The 19,496-nt window shown below is 71.1% G+C and carries 17 protein-coding genes; 11 read left to right on the top strand and 6 right to left on the bottom strand.

What is annotated here, in order from left to right; all coding sequences use genetic code 11:
- The first annotated feature begins 111 nt into the window (after positions 1-111).
- From scy to OHB13_RS26070, 6 genes are all read left to right on the top strand, one after another.
- A complete protein-coding gene (gene scy, locus OHB13_RS26095; RefSeq protein WP_328378678.1) occupies positions 112-3,831 on the top strand; it encodes a polarized growth protein Scy in 3,720 nt (1,239 codons plus the stop codon).
- 114 nt (positions 3,832-3,945) lie between these two features.
- Positions 3,946-4,884, top strand: a complete 939-nt coding sequence (locus OHB13_RS26090) for a cellulose-binding protein (protein ID WP_266852990.1) — start codon at positions 3,946-3,948, stop codon at positions 4,882-4,884.
- A 240-nt stretch (positions 4,885-5,124) separates the two neighbouring features.
- Positions 5,125-6,150 (top strand): ABC transporter ATP-binding protein, encoded by a 1,026-nt coding sequence (locus tag OHB13_RS26085; protein WP_328378677.1) that lies wholly within the window; start codon positions 5,125-5,127, stop codon positions 6,148-6,150.
- A 2-nt stretch (positions 6,151-6,152) separates the two neighbouring features.
- Entirely contained in the window at positions 6,153-6,920 is a 768-nt protein-coding gene (locus OHB13_RS26080; RefSeq protein WP_328378676.1) for an ABC transporter permease subunit, read from the top strand.
- A gap of 151 nt (positions 6,921-7,071) precedes the next feature.
- On the top strand, positions 7,072-8,190 hold the full coding sequence (locus OHB13_RS26075) for an ABC transporter ATP-binding protein (RefSeq protein WP_328378675.1): 1,119 nt from the start codon (positions 7,072-7,074) through the stop codon (positions 8,188-8,190).
- The gene (locus OHB13_RS26070) at positions 8,187-9,053 is read left to right on the top strand and encodes an ABC transporter permease subunit (protein WP_266852998.1); all 867 of its coding nucleotides are present in this window, start codon (positions 8,187-8,189) and stop codon (positions 9,051-9,053) included. The genes OHB13_RS26075 and OHB13_RS26070 overlap by 4 nt, the downstream gene beginning before the upstream one ends.
- Before the next feature lie 27 nt (positions 9,054-9,080).
- Here OHB13_RS26070 and OHB13_RS26065 read toward each other — a convergent pair whose 3' ends face one another.
- Complete coding sequence (locus tag OHB13_RS26065) at positions 9,081-9,413, bottom strand: ATP/GTP-binding protein (protein WP_266853000.1); 333 nt, start codon at positions 9,411-9,413, stop codon at positions 9,081-9,083.
- Between the two features lie 381 nt (positions 9,414-9,794).
- Here OHB13_RS26065 and OHB13_RS26060 point away from each other — a divergent pair, with 381 nt between their 5' ends.
- Positions 9,795-10,826: an LLM class flavin-dependent oxidoreductase gene (locus OHB13_RS26060; protein WP_328378674.1), complete on the top strand. Its 1,032-nt coding sequence runs from the start codon at positions 9,795-9,797 to the stop codon at positions 10,824-10,826.
- 72 nt (positions 10,827-10,898) lie between these two features.
- Here the strand turns inward: OHB13_RS26060 and OHB13_RS26055 are convergent, their stop codons facing one another.
- Complete coding sequence (locus tag OHB13_RS26055; protein WP_164267472.1) at positions 10,899-11,291, bottom strand: SCO5389 family protein; 393 nt, start codon at positions 11,289-11,291, stop codon at positions 10,899-10,901.
- A 213-nt stretch (positions 11,292-11,504) separates the two neighbouring features.
- Here OHB13_RS26055 and nucS point away from each other — a divergent pair, with 213 nt between their 5' ends.
- Entirely contained in the window at positions 11,505-12,176 is a 672-nt protein-coding gene (gene nucS, locus OHB13_RS26050; RefSeq protein WP_164267471.1) for an endonuclease NucS, read from the top strand.
- Between the two features lie 129 nt (positions 12,177-12,305).
- Here the strand turns inward: nucS and OHB13_RS26045 are convergent, their stop codons facing one another.
- The 4 genes from OHB13_RS26045 to OHB13_RS26030 form a co-directional block, all read right to left on the bottom strand.
- Positions 12,306-14,888 (bottom strand): ATP-binding protein, encoded by a 2,583-nt coding sequence (locus tag OHB13_RS26045; RefSeq protein WP_328378673.1) that lies wholly within the window; start codon positions 14,886-14,888, stop codon positions 12,306-12,308.
- 213 nt (positions 14,889-15,101) lie between these two features.
- Complete coding sequence (locus OHB13_RS26040) at positions 15,102-15,425, bottom strand: STAS domain-containing protein (protein WP_266853008.1); 324 nt, start codon at positions 15,423-15,425, stop codon at positions 15,102-15,104.
- A gap of 147 nt (positions 15,426-15,572) precedes the next feature.
- The gene (locus OHB13_RS26035) at positions 15,573-16,421 is read right to left on the bottom strand and encodes a 3-hydroxyacyl-CoA dehydrogenase family protein (RefSeq protein WP_266853010.1); all 849 of its coding nucleotides are present in this window, start codon (positions 16,419-16,421) and stop codon (positions 15,573-15,575) included.
- Positions 16,422-16,551: 130 nt separating this feature from the next.
- Complete coding sequence (locus OHB13_RS26030; RefSeq protein ID WP_266853011.1) at positions 16,552-17,187, bottom strand: TetR/AcrR family transcriptional regulator; 636 nt, start codon at positions 17,185-17,187, stop codon at positions 16,552-16,554.
- 101 nt (positions 17,188-17,288) lie between these two features.
- Here OHB13_RS26030 and OHB13_RS26025 point away from each other — a divergent pair, with 101 nt between their 5' ends.
- Genes OHB13_RS26025 through OHB13_RS26015 form a run of 3 tightly spaced genes read left to right on the top strand, consistent with a single transcriptional unit; the run spans position 17,289 to position 19,430 of the window.
- Entirely contained in the window at positions 17,289-18,071 is a 783-nt protein-coding gene (locus tag OHB13_RS26025) for an ABC transporter ATP-binding protein (protein WP_328378672.1), read from the top strand.
- A gap of 12 nt (positions 18,072-18,083) precedes the next feature.
- Complete coding sequence (locus tag OHB13_RS26020) at positions 18,084-18,833, top strand: ABC transporter permease (protein WP_328378671.1); 750 nt, start codon at positions 18,084-18,086, stop codon at positions 18,831-18,833.
- Between the two features lie 24 nt (positions 18,834-18,857).
- Positions 18,858-19,430: a cob(I)yrinic acid a,c-diamide adenosyltransferase gene (locus OHB13_RS26015; RefSeq protein ID WP_328378670.1), complete on the top strand. Its 573-nt coding sequence runs from the start codon at positions 18,858-18,860 to the stop codon at positions 19,428-19,430.
- Positions 19,431-19,496: the final 66 nt, after the last annotated feature.

Here is a 19,496-nt window from a genome sequence, read left to right as displayed (position 1 = left end):
ATGCCTCGTCGTTGATCTGACACCATTCCCCCCGGGGGCCCGTCGTCGCTGAGACGGCGGCGCTCGTACGGGAAGAGTGTGTTGCGACCAGGGGACGGATGGGACCGCGCAGTGCGGGGCTACGAACGCCAGGAGAGCCACCGGGCTGAAGACGACCATCTTTCGCGGTTCGAGGCCGAGATGGACCGGCTGAAGACCGAGCGGGAGAAGGCCGTCCAGCACGCCGAGGACCTCGGTTACCAGGTCGAGGTCTTGCGTGCCAAGCTCCACGAGGCGCGCCGCAGTCTGGCGTCCCGTCCTGCCTACGACCAGGCGGACATCGGTTACCAGGCCGAGCAGTTGCTGCGGAACGCGCAGGTGCAGGCCGACCAGTTGCGCACCGACGCCGAGCGCGAACTGCGGGAAGCGCGCGCCCAGACGCAGCGCATCCTCCAGGAGCACGCCGAGCACCAGGCCAGGCTCCAGGCCGAGCTGCACAGCGAGGCGGTCACCCGGCGCCAGCGCCTGGACCAGGAGCTCTCCGAGCGCCGGCAGACCGTCGAGTCGCACGTCAACGAGAACGTGGCCTGGGCCGAACAGCTGCGCGCCCGGACCGAGTCCCAGGCGCGCAGGCTCATGGACGAGTCGCGCACCGAGGCCGAGCAGTCCCTGGCCGCGGCCCGCGCCGAGGCCGAGCGGCTGGTCACCGAGGCCCGCCAGCGCCTCGGCTCCGAGACCGAGTCGGTCCGCAGCGAGGCCGACACCATCCTGCGCAGGGCCCGCGCCGAGGCGGAGCGGCTGCTCACCGCCGCCTCCACCCAGGCGCAGGAGGCCACCACCCACGCCGAGCAGCTGCGTACATCCACGACCGCCGAGTCCGACCAGGCCCGCCAGCAGGCCGCAGAGCTCAGCCGCACCGCCGAGCAGCGGGTCCAGGAGGCCGAGCGCGCGCTGCGCGAGGCACGGGCGGAGGCCGAGAAGGTCGTCACCGAGGCGAAGGAGGCTGCGGCCAAGCAGCTCACCACGGCCGATTCGGTCAACGAGCAGCGCACCCGCACCGCGAAGGCCGAGATCGCCCGGCTCGTCGGCGAGGCGACCAAGGACGCGGAGGCCCTCAAGGCGGAGGCCCAGCAGGCACTTGAGGACGCCCGTGGCACCGCGGAGCGGATGGTCGCGGAGGCGAGCGACAAGGCCAGGACGGCAGCGGCGGAGGACACGGCCGCGCAGCTGGCCAAGGCCGCCAGGACCGCCGAGGAGGTCCTGACGAAGGCCTCCGATGACGCCAGGTCGACCACCAGAGCCGCGGCCGACGAGGCCGAGCGGATCCGCCACGAGGCGGAGGCGGAGGCCGCGCGGCTCAGCGACGAGGCCGCCGAGTCCGCCGAGCAGCTCAAGGGCGCGGCCAAGGACGACACCAAGGAGTACCGGGCCAAGACGGTCGAGCTCCAGGACGAGGCGCGCAGGCTCCGCGGCGAGGCCGAGCAGCTGCGGGCCGACGCGGTCGCCGAGGGCGAGCGCATCCGCGGCGAGGCCCGCCGGGAGGCCGTGCAGCAGATCGAGGAGGCGGCGCGGACCGCCGAGGAGCTGCTGGCCAAGGCGAAGGCCGACGCGGACGAGGTGCGCTCGGGAGCCACCGCCGAGTCCGAGCGGGTACGCGCCGAGGCCGTCGAGCGCGCCACGACGCTGCGCACCCAGGCCGAGGAGACGCTGGAGCGCACCCGCACCGAGGCCGGGCGGCTGGCCGCGGAGGCGGAGGAGCACGCCGAGGAGACCCGCACCCAGGCCGAGGAGGCCGCCGGTGTGCTGCGCGAGGAGAACGAACGCGGCATAGAGGCCCGCAGGGCCGAAGCAGCCGACGAGCTGGCCCGGCTGCACACCGAGGCCGAGGAGCGGCTGAGCGGCGCCGAGACGGCGCTCGCCGACGCCCGCGCCGAGGCCGAGCGGCTCCGCAAGGAGACCGCGGACGAGACCGAGCGGCTGCGCACCGAGGCGGCCGAGCGGGTCCGCACGCTCCAGACGCAGGCCGAGCAGGAGGCCGAGCGGCTGCGCGACGAGGCCGCGGCGGACGCATCGCAGGCACGTGCCGAGGGCGAGAACATCGCCGTACGGCTGCGCAGCGAGGCCACCGCGGAGGCGGAGCGGCTCAAGTCCGAGGCGCAGGACAGCGCCGACCGGATGCGCGCCGAGGCCGCAGCGGCGGCCGAACGCGTCGGTACGGAGGCGCAGGAGGCGCTGGCCGCCGCGCAGGAGGAGGCCAACCGGCGCCGCCGGGAGGCCGAGGAGACCCTGTCGTCGGCCCGTGCGGAGGCCGAGCAGGAGCGGGGCCAGGCGCGCGCCCAGAGCGAGGAGTTGCTGGCCTCCGCGCGCAAGCGGGTCGAGGAGGCGCAGGCAGAGGCGGCGCGGCTGGTCGAGGAGGCGGACCGCAGGGCCGGCGAGCTGGTGTCGGCGGCCGAGCAGACCGCCCAGCAGGTACGGGACTCCGTCGCGGGCCTCCAGGACCAGGCCGAACAGGAGATCGCCGGGCTGCGCTCGGCGGCGGAGCACGCGGCCGAGCGGACCAGGACGGAGGCGCAGGAGGAGGCGGACCGGGTCCGCTCCGACGCACACGCCGAACGGGAGCGCGCGTCCGAGGACGCGAGCCGGATCCGCAGCGTCGCCCAGGAGGAGGCCGAGGCCGCCAAGTCGCTGGCCGAGCGCACCGTTTCGGAGGCGATCGCCGAGTCGGAGAAGCTGCGCTCCGACACCGCCGAGTACGCCCAGCGGATGCGGACCGAGGCCTCCGACACGGTGGCGTCGGCCGAACAGGACGCGGCCCGCGCCCGTGCCGACGCACGCGAGGACGCCAACCGCATCCGCTCGGACGCGGCGGGCCAGGCGGACGCCCTGATCGCGGAGGCTTCCGGCGAGTCGGAGCGGATGCGGGCCGAGGCGGCCGAGACCGTCGGCTCCGCCCAGCAGGCCGCCGAGCGCATCCGGGTGGAGGCCGAGCGGGTCAGGACCGACGCCGCCGCCGCTGCGGAACAGCTGCGCGCCGAGGCCCAGTCGGAGTCCGACCGGATGCTGGACGAGTCCCGCGAGGTCGCGTCCAAGCGCCGCGCGGACGCGGCGGAACAGGCCGACCAGCTGATGTCCAAGGCCCAGGAAGAGGCGCTGCGCACCGCCACCGAGGCCGAGGCGCAGGCCGACACGATGGTCGGGGCGGCCCGCCAGGAGGCCGACCGGATCACCGCCGACGCGACCGTCGAGGGCAACAGCCTGGTGGAGCGGTCCCGTACGGACGCCGACGAACTGCTCGTCGGCGCACGCCGGGACGCGACCGCCATAAGGGAGCGGTCCGAGGAGCTGCGGGACCGGGTGACGGCCGAGATCGAGGAGCTGCACGAGCGGGCCCGCCGCGAGACCGCCGAGCAGTTGAAGTCCGCGGGCGAACGCGTCGACAAGCTGCTGAAGGCGGCCGCCGACCAGCAGGCCGAGGCCGCGGAGAAGGCCAAGGAGCTGGTGTCCGACGCCGAGTCGGAGGCGGCCAGCGTCCGGATCTCCGCCGTCAAACGGGCCGAGGCGCTCCTGAAGGAGGCCGAGCAGAAGAAGGCCGTTCTGATACAGGAGGCCCAGCAGCTCAAGGCGGACGCCGCGGCCGAGTCGGACCATCTCATCGAGGAAGCCACCCACGAGCACGATGTGCTGATGCGCCGTCGGGCGGACATCCAGGCCGAAATCTCCCGTGTCCAGGACGTACTGGAGGCGTTGGAATCCTTCGAGGCGCCGACCGGGAGCGGCAAGACCGCAGACGGCGTCAAGGCGGGCGCGGCGGCGGGCGGAACTCGTCCGAGTGGCAAGCCTTCTGATGGCTAGCCACTCAAAAGGCTGGACATTCTCCAGATCAAACGGGCATCCGCTCGATGACACGCCGCTTCGGCCCCTAGGATTCCCCCTATCACCTCACCGGTCTCATTCGACAGGAACCCCATGAGCGACACTTCCTCCCCATTCGGCTTCGAGCTCGTGCGGCGTGGTTACGACCGCGGTCAGGTGGATGACCGCATTACCAAGCTCGTCGCCGACCGTGACAGCGCTCTGGCACGGATCACCTCTCTGGAAAAGCGCATCGAGGAACTCCACCTTGAGACGCAGAACGCGCAGGCCCAGGTCAACGACGCGGAGCCGTCGTACGCGGGTCTCGGCGCGCGCGTCGAGAAGATCCTCCGGCTCGCCGAGGAGGAGGCGAAGGACCTCCGTGAGGAGGCCCGTCGCGCGTCCGAGCAGCACCGCGAGCTCGCCGAGTCGGCCGCCCAGCAGGTCCGCAACGACGCCGAGTCGTTCGCCGCCGAGCGCAAGGCGAAGGCCGAGGACGAGGGCGTCCGGATCGTCGAGAAGGCCAAGGGCGAAGCGTCCACGCTGCGTTCCGAGGCCCAGAAGGACGCGCAGTCCAAGCGTGAGGAGGCCGACGCGCTCTTCGAGGAGACCCGCGCCAAGGCCGCCCAGGCCGCCGCGGACTTCGAGACGAACCTGGCCAAGCGCCGCGAGCAGTCGGAGCGCGACCTGGCTTCGCGTCAGGCCAAGGCCGAGAAGCGTCTGGCCGAGATCGAGCACCGTGCCGAGCAGCTCCGCCTGGAGGCGGAGAAGCTGCGTACGGACGCCGAGCGCCGCGCCCGTCAGACGGTGGAGACGGCTCAGCGCCAGGCCGAGGACATCGTGGCCGACGCGAACGCCAAGGCCGACCGGATCCGCAGCGAATCGGAGCGCGAGCTCGCGGCGCTCACCAACCGCCGCGACTCGATCAACGCGCAGCTGACCAACGTCCGCGAGATGCTGGCCACACTGACCGGTGCCGCGGTGGCCGCCGCCGGTACGCCGGCCGACGAGGAGTCGGCCTCCCACGGAGTCCCGGCGCAGCAGACCCGCTGAGCCGCTCGACCTGCTCAGCCGCTGAGCCGCAGATACGCTGCCTCTCCCCCGGGGTCGCGTCTCGCTGATCCTCAGTACGTCCGCGGTCCCGCGTACCGCGAGCAAGCCCCCCGTCATTCCGGTGGCGGGGGGCTTGTTGTGCGCCTAACGTGGCTGCGTGCTGCCCTCAGGATCCGCGTGGCCCGGCCGGGGGCAGGGGGAAGGCCGGGCGAACCACCAGAAACGACGAGGCGGAACGCAGTGATCGAACTCTCGGGGCTGACCAAACGCTACGGCGAGAAGACGGCGGTCGACCAGCTGACCTTCAGTGTGCGGCCGGGCATCGTCACCGGCTTCCTGGGGCCCAACGGCGCCGGGAAGTCCACCACGATGCGGATGGTCCTCGGCCTGGACAACCCCTCGGGCGGAGACGTCCGGATCGACGGCAAGCACTACCGGGACCTCAAGGACCCGCTGCGGCACATCGGCGCACTGCTCGACGCCAAGACCATGCACGGTGGGCGCACCGCCCACAACCATCTGCTCTGTCTCGCGCAGAGCAACGGCATTCCGGCGTCCCGGGTCGGCGAGGTGCTGGAGACCGTCGGCCTCTCGGCGGTGGCGAAGAAGCGCGCCAAGGGCTTCTCCCTCGGCATGGGTCAGCGGCTCGGCATCGCCGGGGCGCTGCTCGGCGACCCCGAGATCCTGATGTTCGACGAGCCGGTGAACGGTCTGGACCCCGAGGGCATCCACTGGATCCGCAACCTCATGAAGGCCCTTGCCGGGCAGGGCCGCACGATCTTCGTCTCCTCGCACCTGATGAGCGAGATGGCCCTCACCGCCGACCACCTGGTCGTCATCGGCCAGGGGCGGCTGATGGCCGACACCAGCATGTCGGAGTTCATCGCGGAGAACTCGCGGTCGTACGTACGGCTGCGCTCCCCGCAGCGGGAGCAGCTTTTCGACGTACTGCACGAGGCCGGGTACAAGCCGGTCCCGGCGGGCGACGGCTCGCTCGAAGTGGACGGCACCGCCGCGGCCGACATCGGCGAACTCGCCGCCCGGCACCAGCTCGTCCTGCATGAGCTCAGTCCCCAGCAGGCTTCACTCGAAGAGGCGTTCATGCAGCTCACCGCGGAGTCGGTGGAGTACCACGCACACGGCAGCACCGACAGCCCGCCGCCGGGCGCAGCGCAGCAGCCGGGACAGCAGCCCGGCTGGGGCCAGAACCCGCCGCAGCCCGGACAGCAGCCCAGGTGGGGTCAGAACCCGAAGAGGGGGGCCTGACCATGGCGGCCGCCCAGGTGATGAAGTCGGAGTGGACCAAGATCCGCTCGGTGCAGTCCACGGTCTGGACGCTGGCGAGTGCGCTGGTGGTGACGGTGGCGTTCGGGGCGCTGTTCAGCGCGCTGTCGAACAACCAGTTCAGCAAGTTGAACCGCTCGGACCAGCTCACCTTCGACCCGACGTCGGTGAGTTTCACGGGGATCGTGCTCGGTCAGTTGGCGCTGATCGTTTTCGGGGTGCTCGTGGTGACGAACGAGTACAGCACCGGAATGATCCGGATGTCGCTGGCCGCCGTCCCGCAGCGTGGCACCTTCTACACCGCCAAGATCGTGGTGGCCACGGTCCTGGCGTTCGTCATCAGTGTGGTGACGAGCTTCGTGACGTACTTTCTCGGCCAGGCGCTGCTCGGTGTCCACCGCTCCCACATCGGGGACCCCGGTGTGCTGCGGGCCGTCTTCGGTGCCGCGCTGTACATGACACTGATCACGATGTTCTCGATGGGCATCGCCTCGCTGCTGCGCAGTCCCATGCTGTCGCTGGGCATCCTGATGCCGTTCTTCTTCCTGATCTCCAACATCCTGGGGAGCGTCTCCGCCACCAAGAAGGTCGGCCAGTACCTCCCCGACCAGGCCGGGAGCAAGATCACCCAGGTGGTCCCGGGCAGTAACAGCGCCCCGTACGGGCCCTGGGAGGGGCTGGGCATCATGGCCCTGTGGGTGGCGGCCGCGGTGCTCGCCGGCTATGTGCTGCTGAAGAAGCGCGACGCCTGACGGCCGTTCCCGGGCCCGGTGGCCGGAAGGCGACGACAGTCACGACTTGGCTGGAACCGTCAAGGCCTGGATATCCTCCTCACTCATACGGGGGTGTTCGGCCGAATGCGGCCAGGCCCCGACGACACGAAAACGTCGATGGGGCTGGAGAATGATCGAGGCAGTCGGCCTGACGAAGCGCTACGGCGCCAAGACGGCCGTGTACAACCTTTCCTTCCAAGTGCGGCCCGGCACGGTGACCGGCTTCCTGGGGCCCAACGGCTCCGGGAAGTCGACCACCATGCGCATGATCCTCGGCCTCGACCAGCCGACCTCCGGCCATGTCACGATCGGCGGCCACCCCTTCCGCAAGCTTCCGAACGCGCCCCGGCAGGTCGGCGCGCTGCTCGACGCCAAGGCGGTGCACGGCGGCCGCAGCGCGCGCAGCCATCTGCTCTCGCTGGCACAGCTCTCCGGGATCCCGGCGTCCCGGGTCGACGAGGTGCTCGGCGTCGTCGGCCTCCAGGAGGTGGCCCGCAAGCGCTCCAAGGGCTTCTCGCTCGGCATGGGACAGCGCCTGGGCATCGCCGCGGCCCTGCTCGGCGACCCGCAGGTGCTGCTCTTCGACGAGCCGGTCAACGGCCTCGACCCGGAGGGCATCCTCTGGGTCCGCAATCTGATGAAGTCCCTTGCGGCGGAGGGCCGTACCGTCTTCGTCTCGTCGCACCTGATGAGCGAGATGGCCCTCACCGCCGACCATCTGATCGTGATCGGCCGCGGCCAGCTGCTCTCGGACATGAGCATCAAGGACTTCATCTCGCACAACTCGGCCGACTTCGCGCGGGTCCGCACCCCCGACGTGCCGCAGCGCGAGAAGCTGACGGCCGCGCTCACCGAGGCCGGCGGGCAGGTCATGCCGGAGCAGGACCTCGCGCTGCGGGTGACCGGGCTGCCGCTGGCGCGGATCAGCGACCTCGCGCACGACGCCGACGTACGGCTGTGGGAGCTCTCGCCGCATCAGGCCTCGCTGGAGGAGGCGTACATGCGGATGACGCAGGGGGCCGTCGACTACCGCTCCACGGCGGACCAGCTGTCCGGCTTCGAGCAGCCCGGCCACCCGCTGCCGGTGCCCGCCGAGATGCCGCAGCAGGGCTGGTACGCCCCGCCGCCGCCCGGCCAGAACCCGTACGCCGCTCCCCCGGCCGCCGCGCCCGCGCCGCCCGCCACCGGCCCCGCAGCGCCGCAGGCGACCGCCCCCGCGCCCGCTCCCGCCCCGAAGGACCACCGATGACGACCCCCGCTTCCGCGCCGTTCCAGCCGCCGCAGCAGCAGCCGCCACTGCCCCACCGGACTCCGTCCTACGTGTCGCCGATCCCGGTGACCGACGCACACCTCGGGCACGCCATCGCTTCGGAGTGGACGAAGATCAAGTCGGTCCGCTCCACGATGTGGACGCTCGGCGTGCTGATCGTGCTCGTCTTCGGCATCGGTCTGCTGTCGACGGTCGCCATCAGGTCGTCCGGTTCCACCATGAACGGCACCCCGGTGCTGAGCATGGGGTTCTTCGGCGTGCTGCTCGGCTCCATGTGCGTCATCACGCTCGGCGTGCTGACGGTGGCGTCCGAGTACGGAACCGGCATGATCCGTACGACCCTGACCGCCTGCCCGAGCCGGGCGCGGGTGCTCGCGGCGAAGGCGATCGTCTTCTTCCTGCTGGCGTTCGTGATCCTGCTGGTGACGACCGCGCTCGTCGCGATGTTCCAGTACGCGATGCTCAAGGGGACGGGCGCCCGGACGCCGGACGGCCGGGAGTGGATCCAGGCGACGGTGGGCGTCAGCCTCTATGTCGCCCTGCTGGGGCTGCTGTCGCTGGCCGTCGGCTCGCTCATCCGGCACTCGGCCGGCGCGATCACGGTGATGCTCGGGGTGGTGCTGCTCCCGCTGGTGCTGGCGCTGTTCATGTTCGCGCAGTCGCTGTCCACCCTGCGCGAAAAGCTCTTCGAGTACTCGATCCCCAACCAGCTCAGCGCCTTCTACAGCACCTCGGTCTCCAGCACAGGACCGTCCGGCTGGGAGCCGCTGTGGATCCTGCTCGGGGTGACGGCGGTGGTGTTCGGGGGCGCGGTCGCCGCGCTCAGCAGCCGCGACGTCTGAGACGGCCGGCCAGACCTGCTGAGCTGCTCAGTACTTCGGCGCGTTACGGGACCGCTGCACCCTGGAGGTGCGGCGGTCCCTGGCGTTCCAGCAGGCCTTGTGCCAGTGCCTGCGGTCGTCGACCCCGCCGTACTCGGGCCAGGCCACCACATGCGGCACCCCCGAGGGAATCTCCTGGTCGCAGCCGGGGCAGCGGTAGCGCTTGCCCTGCGCGCTCGCCCCGCTGACCATGCGGACCGACCACTCCTCGCCCTGCCAGGACTCGGTGGCCTGGAGACCGAAGCGGTCCGGCCCCCCACCCCCGCCGACGGACTCGCTCGGCTTCTCGCCCCCACGGGGGCGGTTGCGGCGCGGGGACACGTAACACCTCACGGGGCAGAGCGGACAGTTTCTCGCTCAGTCCAGCCTACGGGCAGCGGAACGCCACATCCGTACTGCTCACCGTGAGAACGTGTAAGCCCCGGGGGCCTGCTTGGGCCCGACCGGCGCATGGGGGGCGGCGTCGCGGGGTCTGGCACGCACGCTCGCGGCGTTGTCGTCGGTCGCCATGGCTCCGCCATTCCTCCCTCCTCCGCCTTGCGACCGCACGCACCAGACCCCGCTCCTTCTCCCGCCCCCCATGCGCCGGTCGGGCTTACCGGAAAATCACAACAACTTTGCGTTGGGCCGTGCCTTTGGCACGTGTCAGGCGTTGTTGCCAGTAAGGGGAGAGTCGCGTCGGCCGCAAGGAGGCAGAAGGCGATGCGTGTTGGGGCATTTGTACTGGCAGCCCAGTTCCCGGGGCAGGGGCAGGAAGAGGCACTGCACCGCGCGGTGCGGTCCGCCGAGGTCGCCGAGGAGTCCGGGCTCGACGCGGTCTGGCTGGCCGAGCACCACTTCGTACCGTACGGGGTGTGTCCTTCGGCCGTGACGCTGGCCGCGATGATGCTGGGCCGCACCCGGCGGATCCAGGTCGGTACGGCGGTGAGCGTACTGCCGACCGTGCACCCGGTCGCGCTGGGCGAGCAGGCGGCGCTGCTGCACATCACATCCGGCGGGCGGTTCAGCCTCGGCGTGGGACGCGGCGGGCCCTGGGTGGACCTGGAGGTCTTCGGCGCGGGGCTCGGCGCGTACGAGAGCGGCTTCCCGGAGTCGCTGGACCTGCTGCTGCGGTGGCTGCGCGAGTCCCGGGTGTCGGCCGGCGGGGAGCGCTTCCGCTTCCGCGAAGTCCCGGTCGTACCACGGCCGCAGGAGCTGCGGTGCGGTGAAGTGCCGGGCCCCGAGGTCGTCGTGGCGTGCACCTCACCGGCCAGTGTGCGGCTCGCCGCCGAGCGCGGGCTGCCGATGCTGCTCGGGATGCACTCGGACGACGAGGAGAAGGCCGACATGGTCGCGCTGTGGCGAACGCACGCGCGGGCAGCGGGAGTTCCGGCCGGGGCCGTGGCGGACGCCGGGCATGTGGCGGCGGGCGTGGCACAGATCGCGGACCGGAGGGCCGACGCGGCGGAGACTCTGGTGAAGGCGATGCCGGGCTGGCTCAAACAGGGACTTGACGCCCATGTGACCGTCGACGGCAGGCATCGCGCGATGCGGGACCCGGTCGCGTACACGGAGATGCTCTGCCGGATCCATCCCGTGGGCCCTCCCCGCCTGGCTGCCGACCGGCTCGCGGCCACGGCGGAGAGGACCGGCATCACACGGTTCGCGATGCTGGTGGAGGGTTCGGGCGATGTAGCGGCCACCGAGGAGAACCTCCGGCTGATCGGAACCGAAGTCCTCCCGCGGTTGCACTGATCCGGTGGAACCGGGCGCTGCCGCTCCGGCAGCCAAGACACCTCCAGTGGTGCGGAGCGGCAGCCCGGCGCGTCAGCAGTCCCTGAGTTCCGGAGACTGGTTCAGCAGCTGACCCCTGATCGAGGTGAAGCGGCCGAGCCGCTCATCGACCGAGGGGTCCAGCGGGAAGACCGCCACACGGTGGCAGTTCTGGAATGCCAGGCGCACCCCGAAATGCCGCTGCAGCGCTCCACGTATCGCGTCACTCGCGAGTGCGCGCAGCAGCTGGCCGCGCGCCTGCTCATTGGGGGGAGGCGTCTGGTTGTCGGCGAACTCGCCGCCGTCGACCTTCAGCTGGACCGCCAGAGAGCTGATCATCTCCCATGCGTAGGGCAGGGAGGTCCGGACGCAGTCGATGAAGTCCGCTTCATCGACCTCGCCTCGCTCGGCCTGTTCGAGTAGGGCCGGTGAGACGTCGAGCGACATGGGTTCTCCTCTCGCGACCCCGGAGTAGCCGGGGCCTTACGGGCAGGTACGGAGAATCGCGACGCAGAGTACACGCGCGACAACCTCCTGCTTCCACGGTATGCGTGTGCAGGCGCCCGCACCAGGAGAATGGGCACACAACCGGCCAATAACGAACGGGGTTGTTCAGGGCGAATCGCGTACAAGCGGCGATGTCGAGTAGCGTTGCCGACCATGCGTCTCGTCATCGCCCGCTGCTCCGTCGACTATGCGGGCCGCCTCACCGCCCATCTGCCGTCCGCTCCGCGCCTGATCCTGGTCAAGGCCGACGGAAGCGTCTCGATCCATGCGGACGACAGGGCGTACAAGCCCCTCAACTGGATGTCCCCGCCCTGCACTCTGAAGGAGGGGACAGGGGACGACACCGGTCAGTGGACGGTCGTGAACAAGGCGGGCGAGAAGCTCATCATCACGATGGAGGAGGTCCTCCACGACTCCTCGCACGAGCTGGGTGTCGATCCGGGGCTCATCAAGGACGGTGTGGAGGCGCACCTCCAGGAACTCCTCGCCGACCGCATCGAAACCCTCGGTGAGGGTCACACTCTGATTCGGCGTGAATACATGACGGCGATCGGCCCCGTGGACATCCTCTGCCGGGACGCTGACGGCGGGACCGTGGCCGTCGAGCTCAAGCGGCGCGGCGACATCGACGGCGTGGAGCAGCTCACCCGCTATCTGGAACTGCTGAACCGGGATCCCCATCTGGCCCCGGTCAAGGGCGTGTTCGCGGCACAGGAGATCAAGCCGCAGGCCCGGGTGCTGGCCACGGACCGCGGGATCGAGTGCGTGGTGCTCGACTACGACGCGATGCGGGGCATCGAGGACGACAAGCTGCGGCTCTTCTGAGGAACGGGAACAGCTGCGACAGCTGAAACGGAAGGCCCCGGCGGATGTCTCCGCCGGGGCCTTCCCCTGTGTCCGTGCCGGCTGGGTGTCCTGTCAGCCGGGGTCCTGTCGGCTGGGTGCCGTGCCGCCTCAGCCCGCCGAAGGGGGCGAGTCGGGCGAGGGGGACGCCGACGCGTCTCCCGGAGGCGTGGACGAACTCCCGCTGTCCACCGGCCCGCTGGAGGCCGTGGAGGGCCGCATGGCGCTCTGGGTCGTCGAGGGGGAATTGGCGGGCGGCGGGTCCTCTGTCGTGGAGTCCGACGGGCTGGGGCTCGGGCTGCCCGGGTCGCTCGGCGACGTGGACGGGCTGCTGGGCGGCGAATGCGAGGGCTTGGTCGGCGGCGTCGACGGCTTCGTGGGCGGCTTCCCGCTGGAACCGGACGGCTTGTCCGACGGTGACGAGGGCTTGCCGCCCGGGGTCGACGCGCCGTCCGACGGTGTCGGGGTCCCGGAGGGCCGGCCGCTGTCGGTGGCGCTCGGGGAGGCGGGGGCCGAGGGGTCGGCGGTTCCGCTGCCGGTCGAGCCGTCGGAGTTCCCCGGCGTGCTCTGCGTGGGCTCGTCGGCGCTCATCCCGTCCTTGCCACCGCCGTCGTTGACGGAGCGGCCGGGCGTGCCGTCCCCGTCCCCGGAGTGGCTGTTGCTCGTCGCGCCGAGGGTCACCACGGTGCCGAGCACTCCGGCGAGCAGCACACCGGCTCCGGCCGCGACCAGATTGCGCCGGGCGCCTCCCAGGACCGTACGGCGCCGGCCGTGCGGAGCGGCGCCCTCCGGGGACACCTGCTGGGTGACCAGCGTGATGTGGTCGTGGGGCGCCGGGGAGAGCGAGACGACCGCGCCCGCCGCGCCCGGACCGACGGGCGTCTGGGCCATGTCCTCGTGTGCGGACGGCAGCACCTCGGCGCCCTGCGGCGGGGTGTCGCCCGGCACATAGCCGCCCAGCGAGGCGGCGCCCGAGCGGTCGGCGATGAGCGCGAGCGCCCTGCGCCCGGCGACCGTACCCGCCTTGTCCGCCAGTGCACCGCGCAGCGCTATGGAGGCCTCCAGCTCGGCCAGCGCCCGGTCCGGGTTGCCGGTGCAGAGCGCCAGTACGCCCAACTCATGGTGGAAGTAGGCCTCTTCGGCGACCTCGCCGGAGAGCCTGGCCGCCTCCTGGCCGGTCCGCAGGGCGCGTTCCCAGGCGCCCCAGTGCAGTGCGGCAGCGAAGGCGGGAGCGGCGCTGCGGGCCAGCAGCACGGCGGCGCTGGGGTGTCCGGCCTCCGAGCCGGGCACGAGTGCGCTCATCGCCGCGAGGACGGCGTCGGCCTCGGCTGCCGCCCGCTCGGGTGCCACCGAGGGGTGCCCGGCCCACCAGGCGTAGTGCTGGGCGGTGGTCAGCGCGTACCCGGCGGAGTCGTCGGCGTATCCACCGGCCTCCAGCTGCTGGACGACGCCGGCGGCCAGCCGGTAGTGCGAACCGGCCGGGGAGAGCAGCCCGGACCCGGCCAGCTCCCCCATCGCCGCGTCGGCGTGGGTGTCGCCGACCAGCGCCGGCAGATGGGCCTGGTGCGGCACCTCGCCGCCGAGCGCCACGGCGAAGGCCAGCGTGGACCGTGCCGCGTCGCTGAGCCGCTCAGCGAGCAGCTGGGCGGGCGCCGCCCCCTGTCCCAGGGTGGGCAGCGGTACCTCGGGGGCATCGCCGGGCGGGCCGGCGGCGGCACCGGAGCCGCCCGGGAAGGCGTCGTCGGTGCTGGGTCCCGGGTAGCCGGGGCCGGCGCGCAGCAGGTCGCGCTGGCGCAGCAAGGCTGCCGCCTGGACGAAGCGCAGCGGCAGCCCCTCCGACTCGAACCACAGATCGCCCGCCCAGTTGGCCTCCTCCTCGGTGAGCGGCCGCTCCACGGCGCGTTCCAGGAGGTCGAGCGAGGCGCTGCGCCCGAGACCGCCGAGGAAGACCTCCTCCAGGTGGGACTCGGGGAGCGGGGCGGTCACCTCCGGGGTCGCGGCGAGCAGGAAGGCGCACTCGGGGGTGGCGTCGAGCAGTTCCTCCAGTGCGGTCCCGCCGAGCTCCAGGTCGTCCAGGACGACGATCGCGCCGATCCCGTTGACCAGGGTGAGCAGCTCGGCCCTGTCGGGCCGGTGCAGCGGGGCCCGGTAGACCGCGGCGAAGAGCCCGTACAGCAGGTCGGCGGCGGTGCGGTGGTACCCGGAGAGCCTGACGACCCCGTCGGGCGCGAAACCGGAGCAGTCCCGGGCCACGGCGTCCAGCAGCGAGGTTCGCCCGGAGCCCGCCGGGCCCGTCAGACGTACGGACCGCCCGCGCGCCAGCAGCCGAACCAGCCGCTCGTGCTCCTCCTGCCGCTCCAGCAGCGGGAGTTCGGGCCCTGCGGGTCCTGGCGGCACCGGCGGGCCCGCCGCGCGCAGCAGGGCCGTGCGCTCCTCGGCGCTGTACCGCTCCGGGGCGCCCGGGTGTTCGCCCGGCGGGCAGTGTTCAATCTCACTGCCGTCGACGGGGTTCACGGTCACCAGGAAGTCGCCGGTGACCAACCGCACGGTGCGGGCGCGGGCGGGCGCCTGCTGCGCGAGGTCGGGCGCGAGCGGGTCCCGCGGCGGTCTGGGCGAGGCCGGCCCTCCGGGCCGCCCCGGACGGTGGCCGGAATCCTGGCCGTACTCGTCCGGTCCGCTCTTCTTCGGATCCATAGGTGAAAGCCCCCAGCTGGCGTTGCGCGCGGTCTGCCTTCCCGGCCTCGCACACCACGCTGTCGCTTCTGGTCCGGCGCCTACCGCACATGGGTTCGTCAATCAGTAGGCGACCGAACCCTAGACCTTCAGCCAGTATCCGTCACCACTCGGGGTCCCCGGCGCCGGGGACGGCCCCCCCGCGGGGGCCCGAGGAGCGGTACGCCGGGTCCGTCAGACGCGGGGCAGGCATTCGGCGGCGATTCCGCCCTCGATGGCCAGAATGCGGTGCAGCCGGGTCGCCACCAGGAGGCGCTGCATCTGCGGCGGCACCCCGCGCAGGACGAGCCGGCGGCCGCATCTCCCGGCGCGCCGGTGGACGCCCATGATCACCCCGAGTCCGGTGGCGTCCCACGAGTCGAGTTCGGTCAGGTCGAGCACCAGATCGCCGACACCGTCGTCGACAGCCGAGTGCAGGACCGTACGGGCGTCCGCCGCGCTGCGAACGTCGAGGCGGCCCCCGACGACCAGCTTGGCGTGGTCGCCCCTGATATGCATATGCGCTCCCCGGGAGTTCTCGGACTCCGTCACGTCTTTCACGTCTGTCACTGAACTGACTGCCCCGCCGGGAAACAAGTTGCCGTCCGTAAGCGAACCGATACCGAATTCACCCAACCGGGTGATCTCAGGGGCGAGCTGTGCGATTCAGTGCTTGTAGAACCCCTGCCCGCTCTTCCGGCCGATGTCACCCGCATCGACCATTCGGCGCATCAGCTCGGGCGGGGCGAACTTCTCATCCTGGGACTCTGTGTAGATGTTGCCCGTGGCGTGCAGCAGGATGTCGACACCGGTCAGATCCGCGGTGGCCAGCGGGCCCATCGCGTGCCCGAACCCGAGCTTGCAGGCGATGTCGATGTCCTCGGCGGTGGCCACGCCCGACTCGTACAGCTTTGCCGCCTCCACGACGAGCGCGGAGATGAGCCGGGTGGTGACGAAGCCCGCCACGTCGCGGTTGACGACGATGCAGGTCTTTCCGACGGACTCGGCGAACTCCCTTGCGGTGGCCAGGGTTTCGTCGCTCGTCTTGTACCCGCGGACCAGCTCGCACAGCTGCATCATCGGGACGGGCGAGAAGAAGTGCGCGCCGACGACCCGCTCCGGGCGCTCCGTCACCGCCGCGATCTTGGTGATCGGGATCGCCGAGGTGTTGGAGGCGAGGACCGTGTCCTCCCGTACCAGCTTGTCGAGCGCGCGGAAGATCTCGTGCTTGACCTCAAGCTTCTCGAACACCGCCTCCACGACGATGTCGGCGTCGGCGGCCGCGTCCAGATCGGTGGTCGTGGTGATCCGTGCGAGAGCGGCGTCGGCGTCGGCCGCCTCCAGCTTGCCCTTCGCGACGAACCGCGCATAGGACGCCTTGATGGCGTCGGTGCCGCGGGTCACGGCCGCATCGGTGACATCGCGCAGAACAACGTCCCAGCCGGCCTGGGCCGACACCTGCGCAATTCCGGAACCCATGAGTCCGGCTCCGATGACAGCGAGCTTCCTGGCCAATTGGCACCCCTTAAACGGCATTCTGCGAACGGCTCTGGGGCGGAGGCTATAGGGAGCCGGGCACCTTGTGGTGGCTAAGAGATGCGCGTCACGTCCCACATGGCGGACATCACACTCCGGGGCGTCACCCTCAGCCCCTTACTGCGTAGTTGAGCACTTTCTCCCCCAGGACCTCTTCCATGTCGTCGAGGAGATCCAGGGCCCGACGGGAGACTTCGTCCGGCGCGTGCCCGGCGATCATCTCGTCACCGATCCACGCCATCAGCGTCGACTGGATCCAGGCGAGCTGACCCGCCACCAGGGTCGGGAGCGTGTCGGAGCCCGCCGCGCCCGTCTCCTCGCGCAGCGCCGTCTCCACATTCGCCAGGGACTGCTGCTGGATGTGCCACATCCGGGAGCGCAGGGAGTGCGCGTCCTGCACGACGCGCAGGAACCGGTCGTAGCCGTCGAGGAGCCCGACCGTGGGCGAGACCGCCGTCACCTGGTCCCGCAGCTCCCGCAGGACCGCGCCCGCCGCCGACTCCCCCGGGTCCCGGCCGCGCACATAGCGCGCGAGCCGGTCCACCACGCCCTTGCTGCGGTCGAGGAACAGGTCCTCCTTGGCCGGGAAGTAGTTGTACACCGTGTTGACGGAGACCTCCGCCGCCTCGGCGACCTCCGCGACGGTCACCTCGTCGAAGCCGCGCTCCAGGAACAGCCCGGTCGCCACATCGGAGATGTACTGCCTGGTCCGGCGCTTCTTGCGCTCCCTGAGCCCCTCAGCCATGCCCGCATCGTATGCGGGCCGCTGGGCACGGTGAAAGCTTGGGGTGACTGCAAAATTTATATCCATTGCAAAAATGCAGCGTCTCTGTTTTTCTGAGTGCCATGCCAATCATCAGTACGTCCGGGCTGGCCCGGACCTTCACCACCAAGGCCGGCCCGGTGGAGGCCGTACGCGGGATCGATCTGACCGTCCGGGCAGGCGAGATCCTGGGCTTCCTCGGACCCAACGGCGCGGGCAAGACCACCACGCTGCGGATGCTCACCACCCTGCTGGCGCCCAGCGCCGGCGCGGCCACCGTCGCGGGCTGCGACCTGGTACGGGACCCGGCGGGCGTCCGCCGGAAGATCGGTTACGTCGCCCAGTCGGGCGGTGTCGACCCCCAGATGTCCGTACGCGAGGAGCTCGTGACCCAGGGCCGCCTCTACCGGCTGAGCCGGGCGCGCGCCGCAGCACGCGCCGGCGAACTCGCGGCCGAACTGGGCCTCACCGCACTGCTCGACCGCAAGTGCGCCTCGCTCTCCGGCGGTCAGCGGCGACGCCTGGACCTGGCCATGGGCCTCACCCACCGGCCGGAAGTTCTCTTCCTCGACGAACCGACCACCGGCCTCGACCCGGGCAGCCGGGCCGATCTGTGGGAGCTGGTGCGCGCGCTGCGGAAGGAACACGGCACCACGGTCATCCTGACCACGCACTACCTCGACGAGGCGGACGCGCTGGCCGACCGGCTGGTCGTCGTGGACGAGGGCACGGTGGTGGCCGACGGCACGCCGGGCGCGCTGAAGCTCCAGTACACCGGGTCCATCGACGCCACCCTCCAGGACGCCTTCCTCGCCATCACCGGCCGCACCGCCGCACCCGAAGAGACCGCCCCCGTAGCCGTGTAGGAGCCCCCTCACATGTTCATGCACGACACCGCGCTGATCTTCGGCCGCTATGCCCGGCAGACAGCGCGCTCAAAGTTCCAGATCCTCTTCGGCGTTCTGATGCCGCTGCTCTATCTGCTCTTCTTCGGCCCGCTGCTGACCGGCCTTCCGCTCGGCTCGCAGGGCGACTCCTGGCAGATCCTGGTCCCCGGGCTGCTGCTCCAACTCGCCCTGTTCGGTGCGTCGTTCAGCGGCTTCGCCATCATCATCGAGAACCAGACCGGAGTGTTCGAGCGGATGCGGGCCACCCCGGTCAGCCGGCTCGCGCTGCTGCTGGGCCGGGTGCTGCGGGACGCCGCGCTCTTCGTCTTCCAGTCCGTCCTGCTGGTCGTGACGGCGCTGGTGATGGGGCTGCGGGCACCGCTGGGCGGCGTACTGATCGGCTTCGCCTTCGTGGGCGTCCTCACGGTGGCGCTCGCCTCGCTCTCGTACGCGCTGGCGCTGAAGGTCTCCAAACCGCACGAGTTCGGCCCGGTCATCAACGCGGTGACCATGCCGTCCATGCTGCTCTCGGGGCTGATGCTCCCGATGGCGCTGGCCCCGGGCTGGCTGAACGTGCTGTCGCACTTCATGCCGTTCCGCTATCTGGTGGACGCGGTACGGGCGGGCTACGTGGGCGACTACACCAGTACGGCGATGCTCTACGGGGTACTCGCGGCCGGGGCGCTGGCAGCCGCCGCCGTGACGGTGGGCACACGTGTCTTCCGCAGGGCCGGCGCCTGACCGAGGCCTACTAGGCTCGGCCGCATGGTCAATCTGACGCGTATCTATACCCGTACCGGCGACAAGGGCACCACCGCACTCGGTGACATGAGCCGGACCGCCAAGACCGATCTGCGGATCTCCGCGTACGCCGACGCCAACGAGGCCAACGCGGCCATCGGGACCGCCGTCGCGCTCGGCGGCCTGCCGGACGAGGTGGTGAAGGTGCTCGTCCGCGTCCAGAACGACCTGTTCGACGTGGGGGCCGACCTGTGCACGCCCGTGGTGGAGGACCCGAAGTATCCGCCGCTGCGGGTGGAGCAGTCGTACGTCGACAAGCTGGAGGCGGACTGCGACCGTTTCCTCGAAGACCTGGAGAAGCTGCGGAGCTTCATCCTGCCCGGCGGCACACCCGGGGCGGCGCTGCTGCACCAGGCGTGCACGGTGGTGCGCAGGGCCGAGCGGTCGACCTGGGCGGCGCTTGAGGTACACGGCGAGGTGATGAACGCACTCACCGCGACCTATCTGAACCGGCTGTCCGACCTGCTGTTCATCCTGGCGCGCACCGCGAACAAGGACATCGGGGACGTGCTGTGGGTGCCGGGCGGCGAGCGGTAGGGACCAGGGGCATCACCATGGCCAACTGGCCTCTTACGTAAGCCAGTTGGCTAAGCCACGTTGACT

It is taken from the genome of Streptomyces sp. NBC_00440, assembly GCF_036014215.1.
GTDB lineage: Bacteria > Actinomycetota > Actinomycetes > Streptomycetales > Streptomycetaceae > Streptomyces.
Note: the sequence above shows the minus strand (reverse complement) of the source record. Positions and strands in the feature narration are given on the sequence as shown.

Bases quoted from the DNA above. Each gene is read 5' to 3' on its own strand.
- OHB13_RS26090 (WP_266852990.1), top strand. From the start codon at position 3,946: ATGAGCGACACTTCCTCCCCATTCGGCTTCGAGCTCGTGCGGCGTGGT.
- OHB13_RS26080 (WP_328378676.1), top strand. From the start codon at position 6,153: ATGGCGGCCGCCCAGGTGATGAAGTCGGAGTGGACCAAGATCCGCTCG.
- OHB13_RS26075 (WP_328378675.1), top strand. From the start codon at position 7,072: ATGATCGAGGCAGTCGGCCTGACGAAGCGCTACGGCGCCAAGACGGCC.
- OHB13_RS26070 (WP_266852998.1), top strand. From the start codon at position 8,187: ATGACGACCCCCGCTTCCGCGCCGTTCCAGCCGCCGCAGCAGCAGCCG.
- OHB13_RS26060 (WP_328378674.1), top strand. From the start codon at position 9,795: ATGCGTGTTGGGGCATTTGTACTGGCAGCCCAGTTCCCGGGGCAGGGG.
- OHB13_RS26055 (WP_164267472.1), bottom strand. From the start codon at position 11,291: ATGTCGCTCGACGTCTCACCGGCCCTACTCGAACAGGCCGAGCGAGGC.
- nucS (WP_164267471.1), top strand. From the start codon at position 11,505: ATGCGTCTCGTCATCGCCCGCTGCTCCGTCGACTATGCGGGCCGCCTC.
- OHB13_RS26045 (WP_328378673.1), bottom strand. From the start codon at position 14,888: ATGGATCCGAAGAAGAGCGGACCGGACGAGTACGGCCAGGATTCCGGC.
- OHB13_RS26040 (WP_266853008.1), bottom strand. From the start codon at position 15,425: ATGCATATCAGGGGCGACCACGCCAAGCTGGTCGTCGGGGGCCGCCTC.
- OHB13_RS26030 (WP_266853011.1), bottom strand. From the start codon at position 17,187: ATGGCTGAGGGGCTCAGGGAGCGCAAGAAGCGCCGGACCAGGCAGTAC.
- OHB13_RS26025 (WP_328378672.1), top strand. From the start codon at position 17,289: ATGCCAATCATCAGTACGTCCGGGCTGGCCCGGACCTTCACCACCAAG.
- OHB13_RS26020 (WP_328378671.1), top strand. From the start codon at position 18,084: ATGTTCATGCACGACACCGCGCTGATCTTCGGCCGCTATGCCCGGCAG.
- OHB13_RS26015 (WP_328378670.1), top strand. From the start codon at position 18,858: ATGGTCAATCTGACGCGTATCTATACCCGTACCGGCGACAAGGGCACC.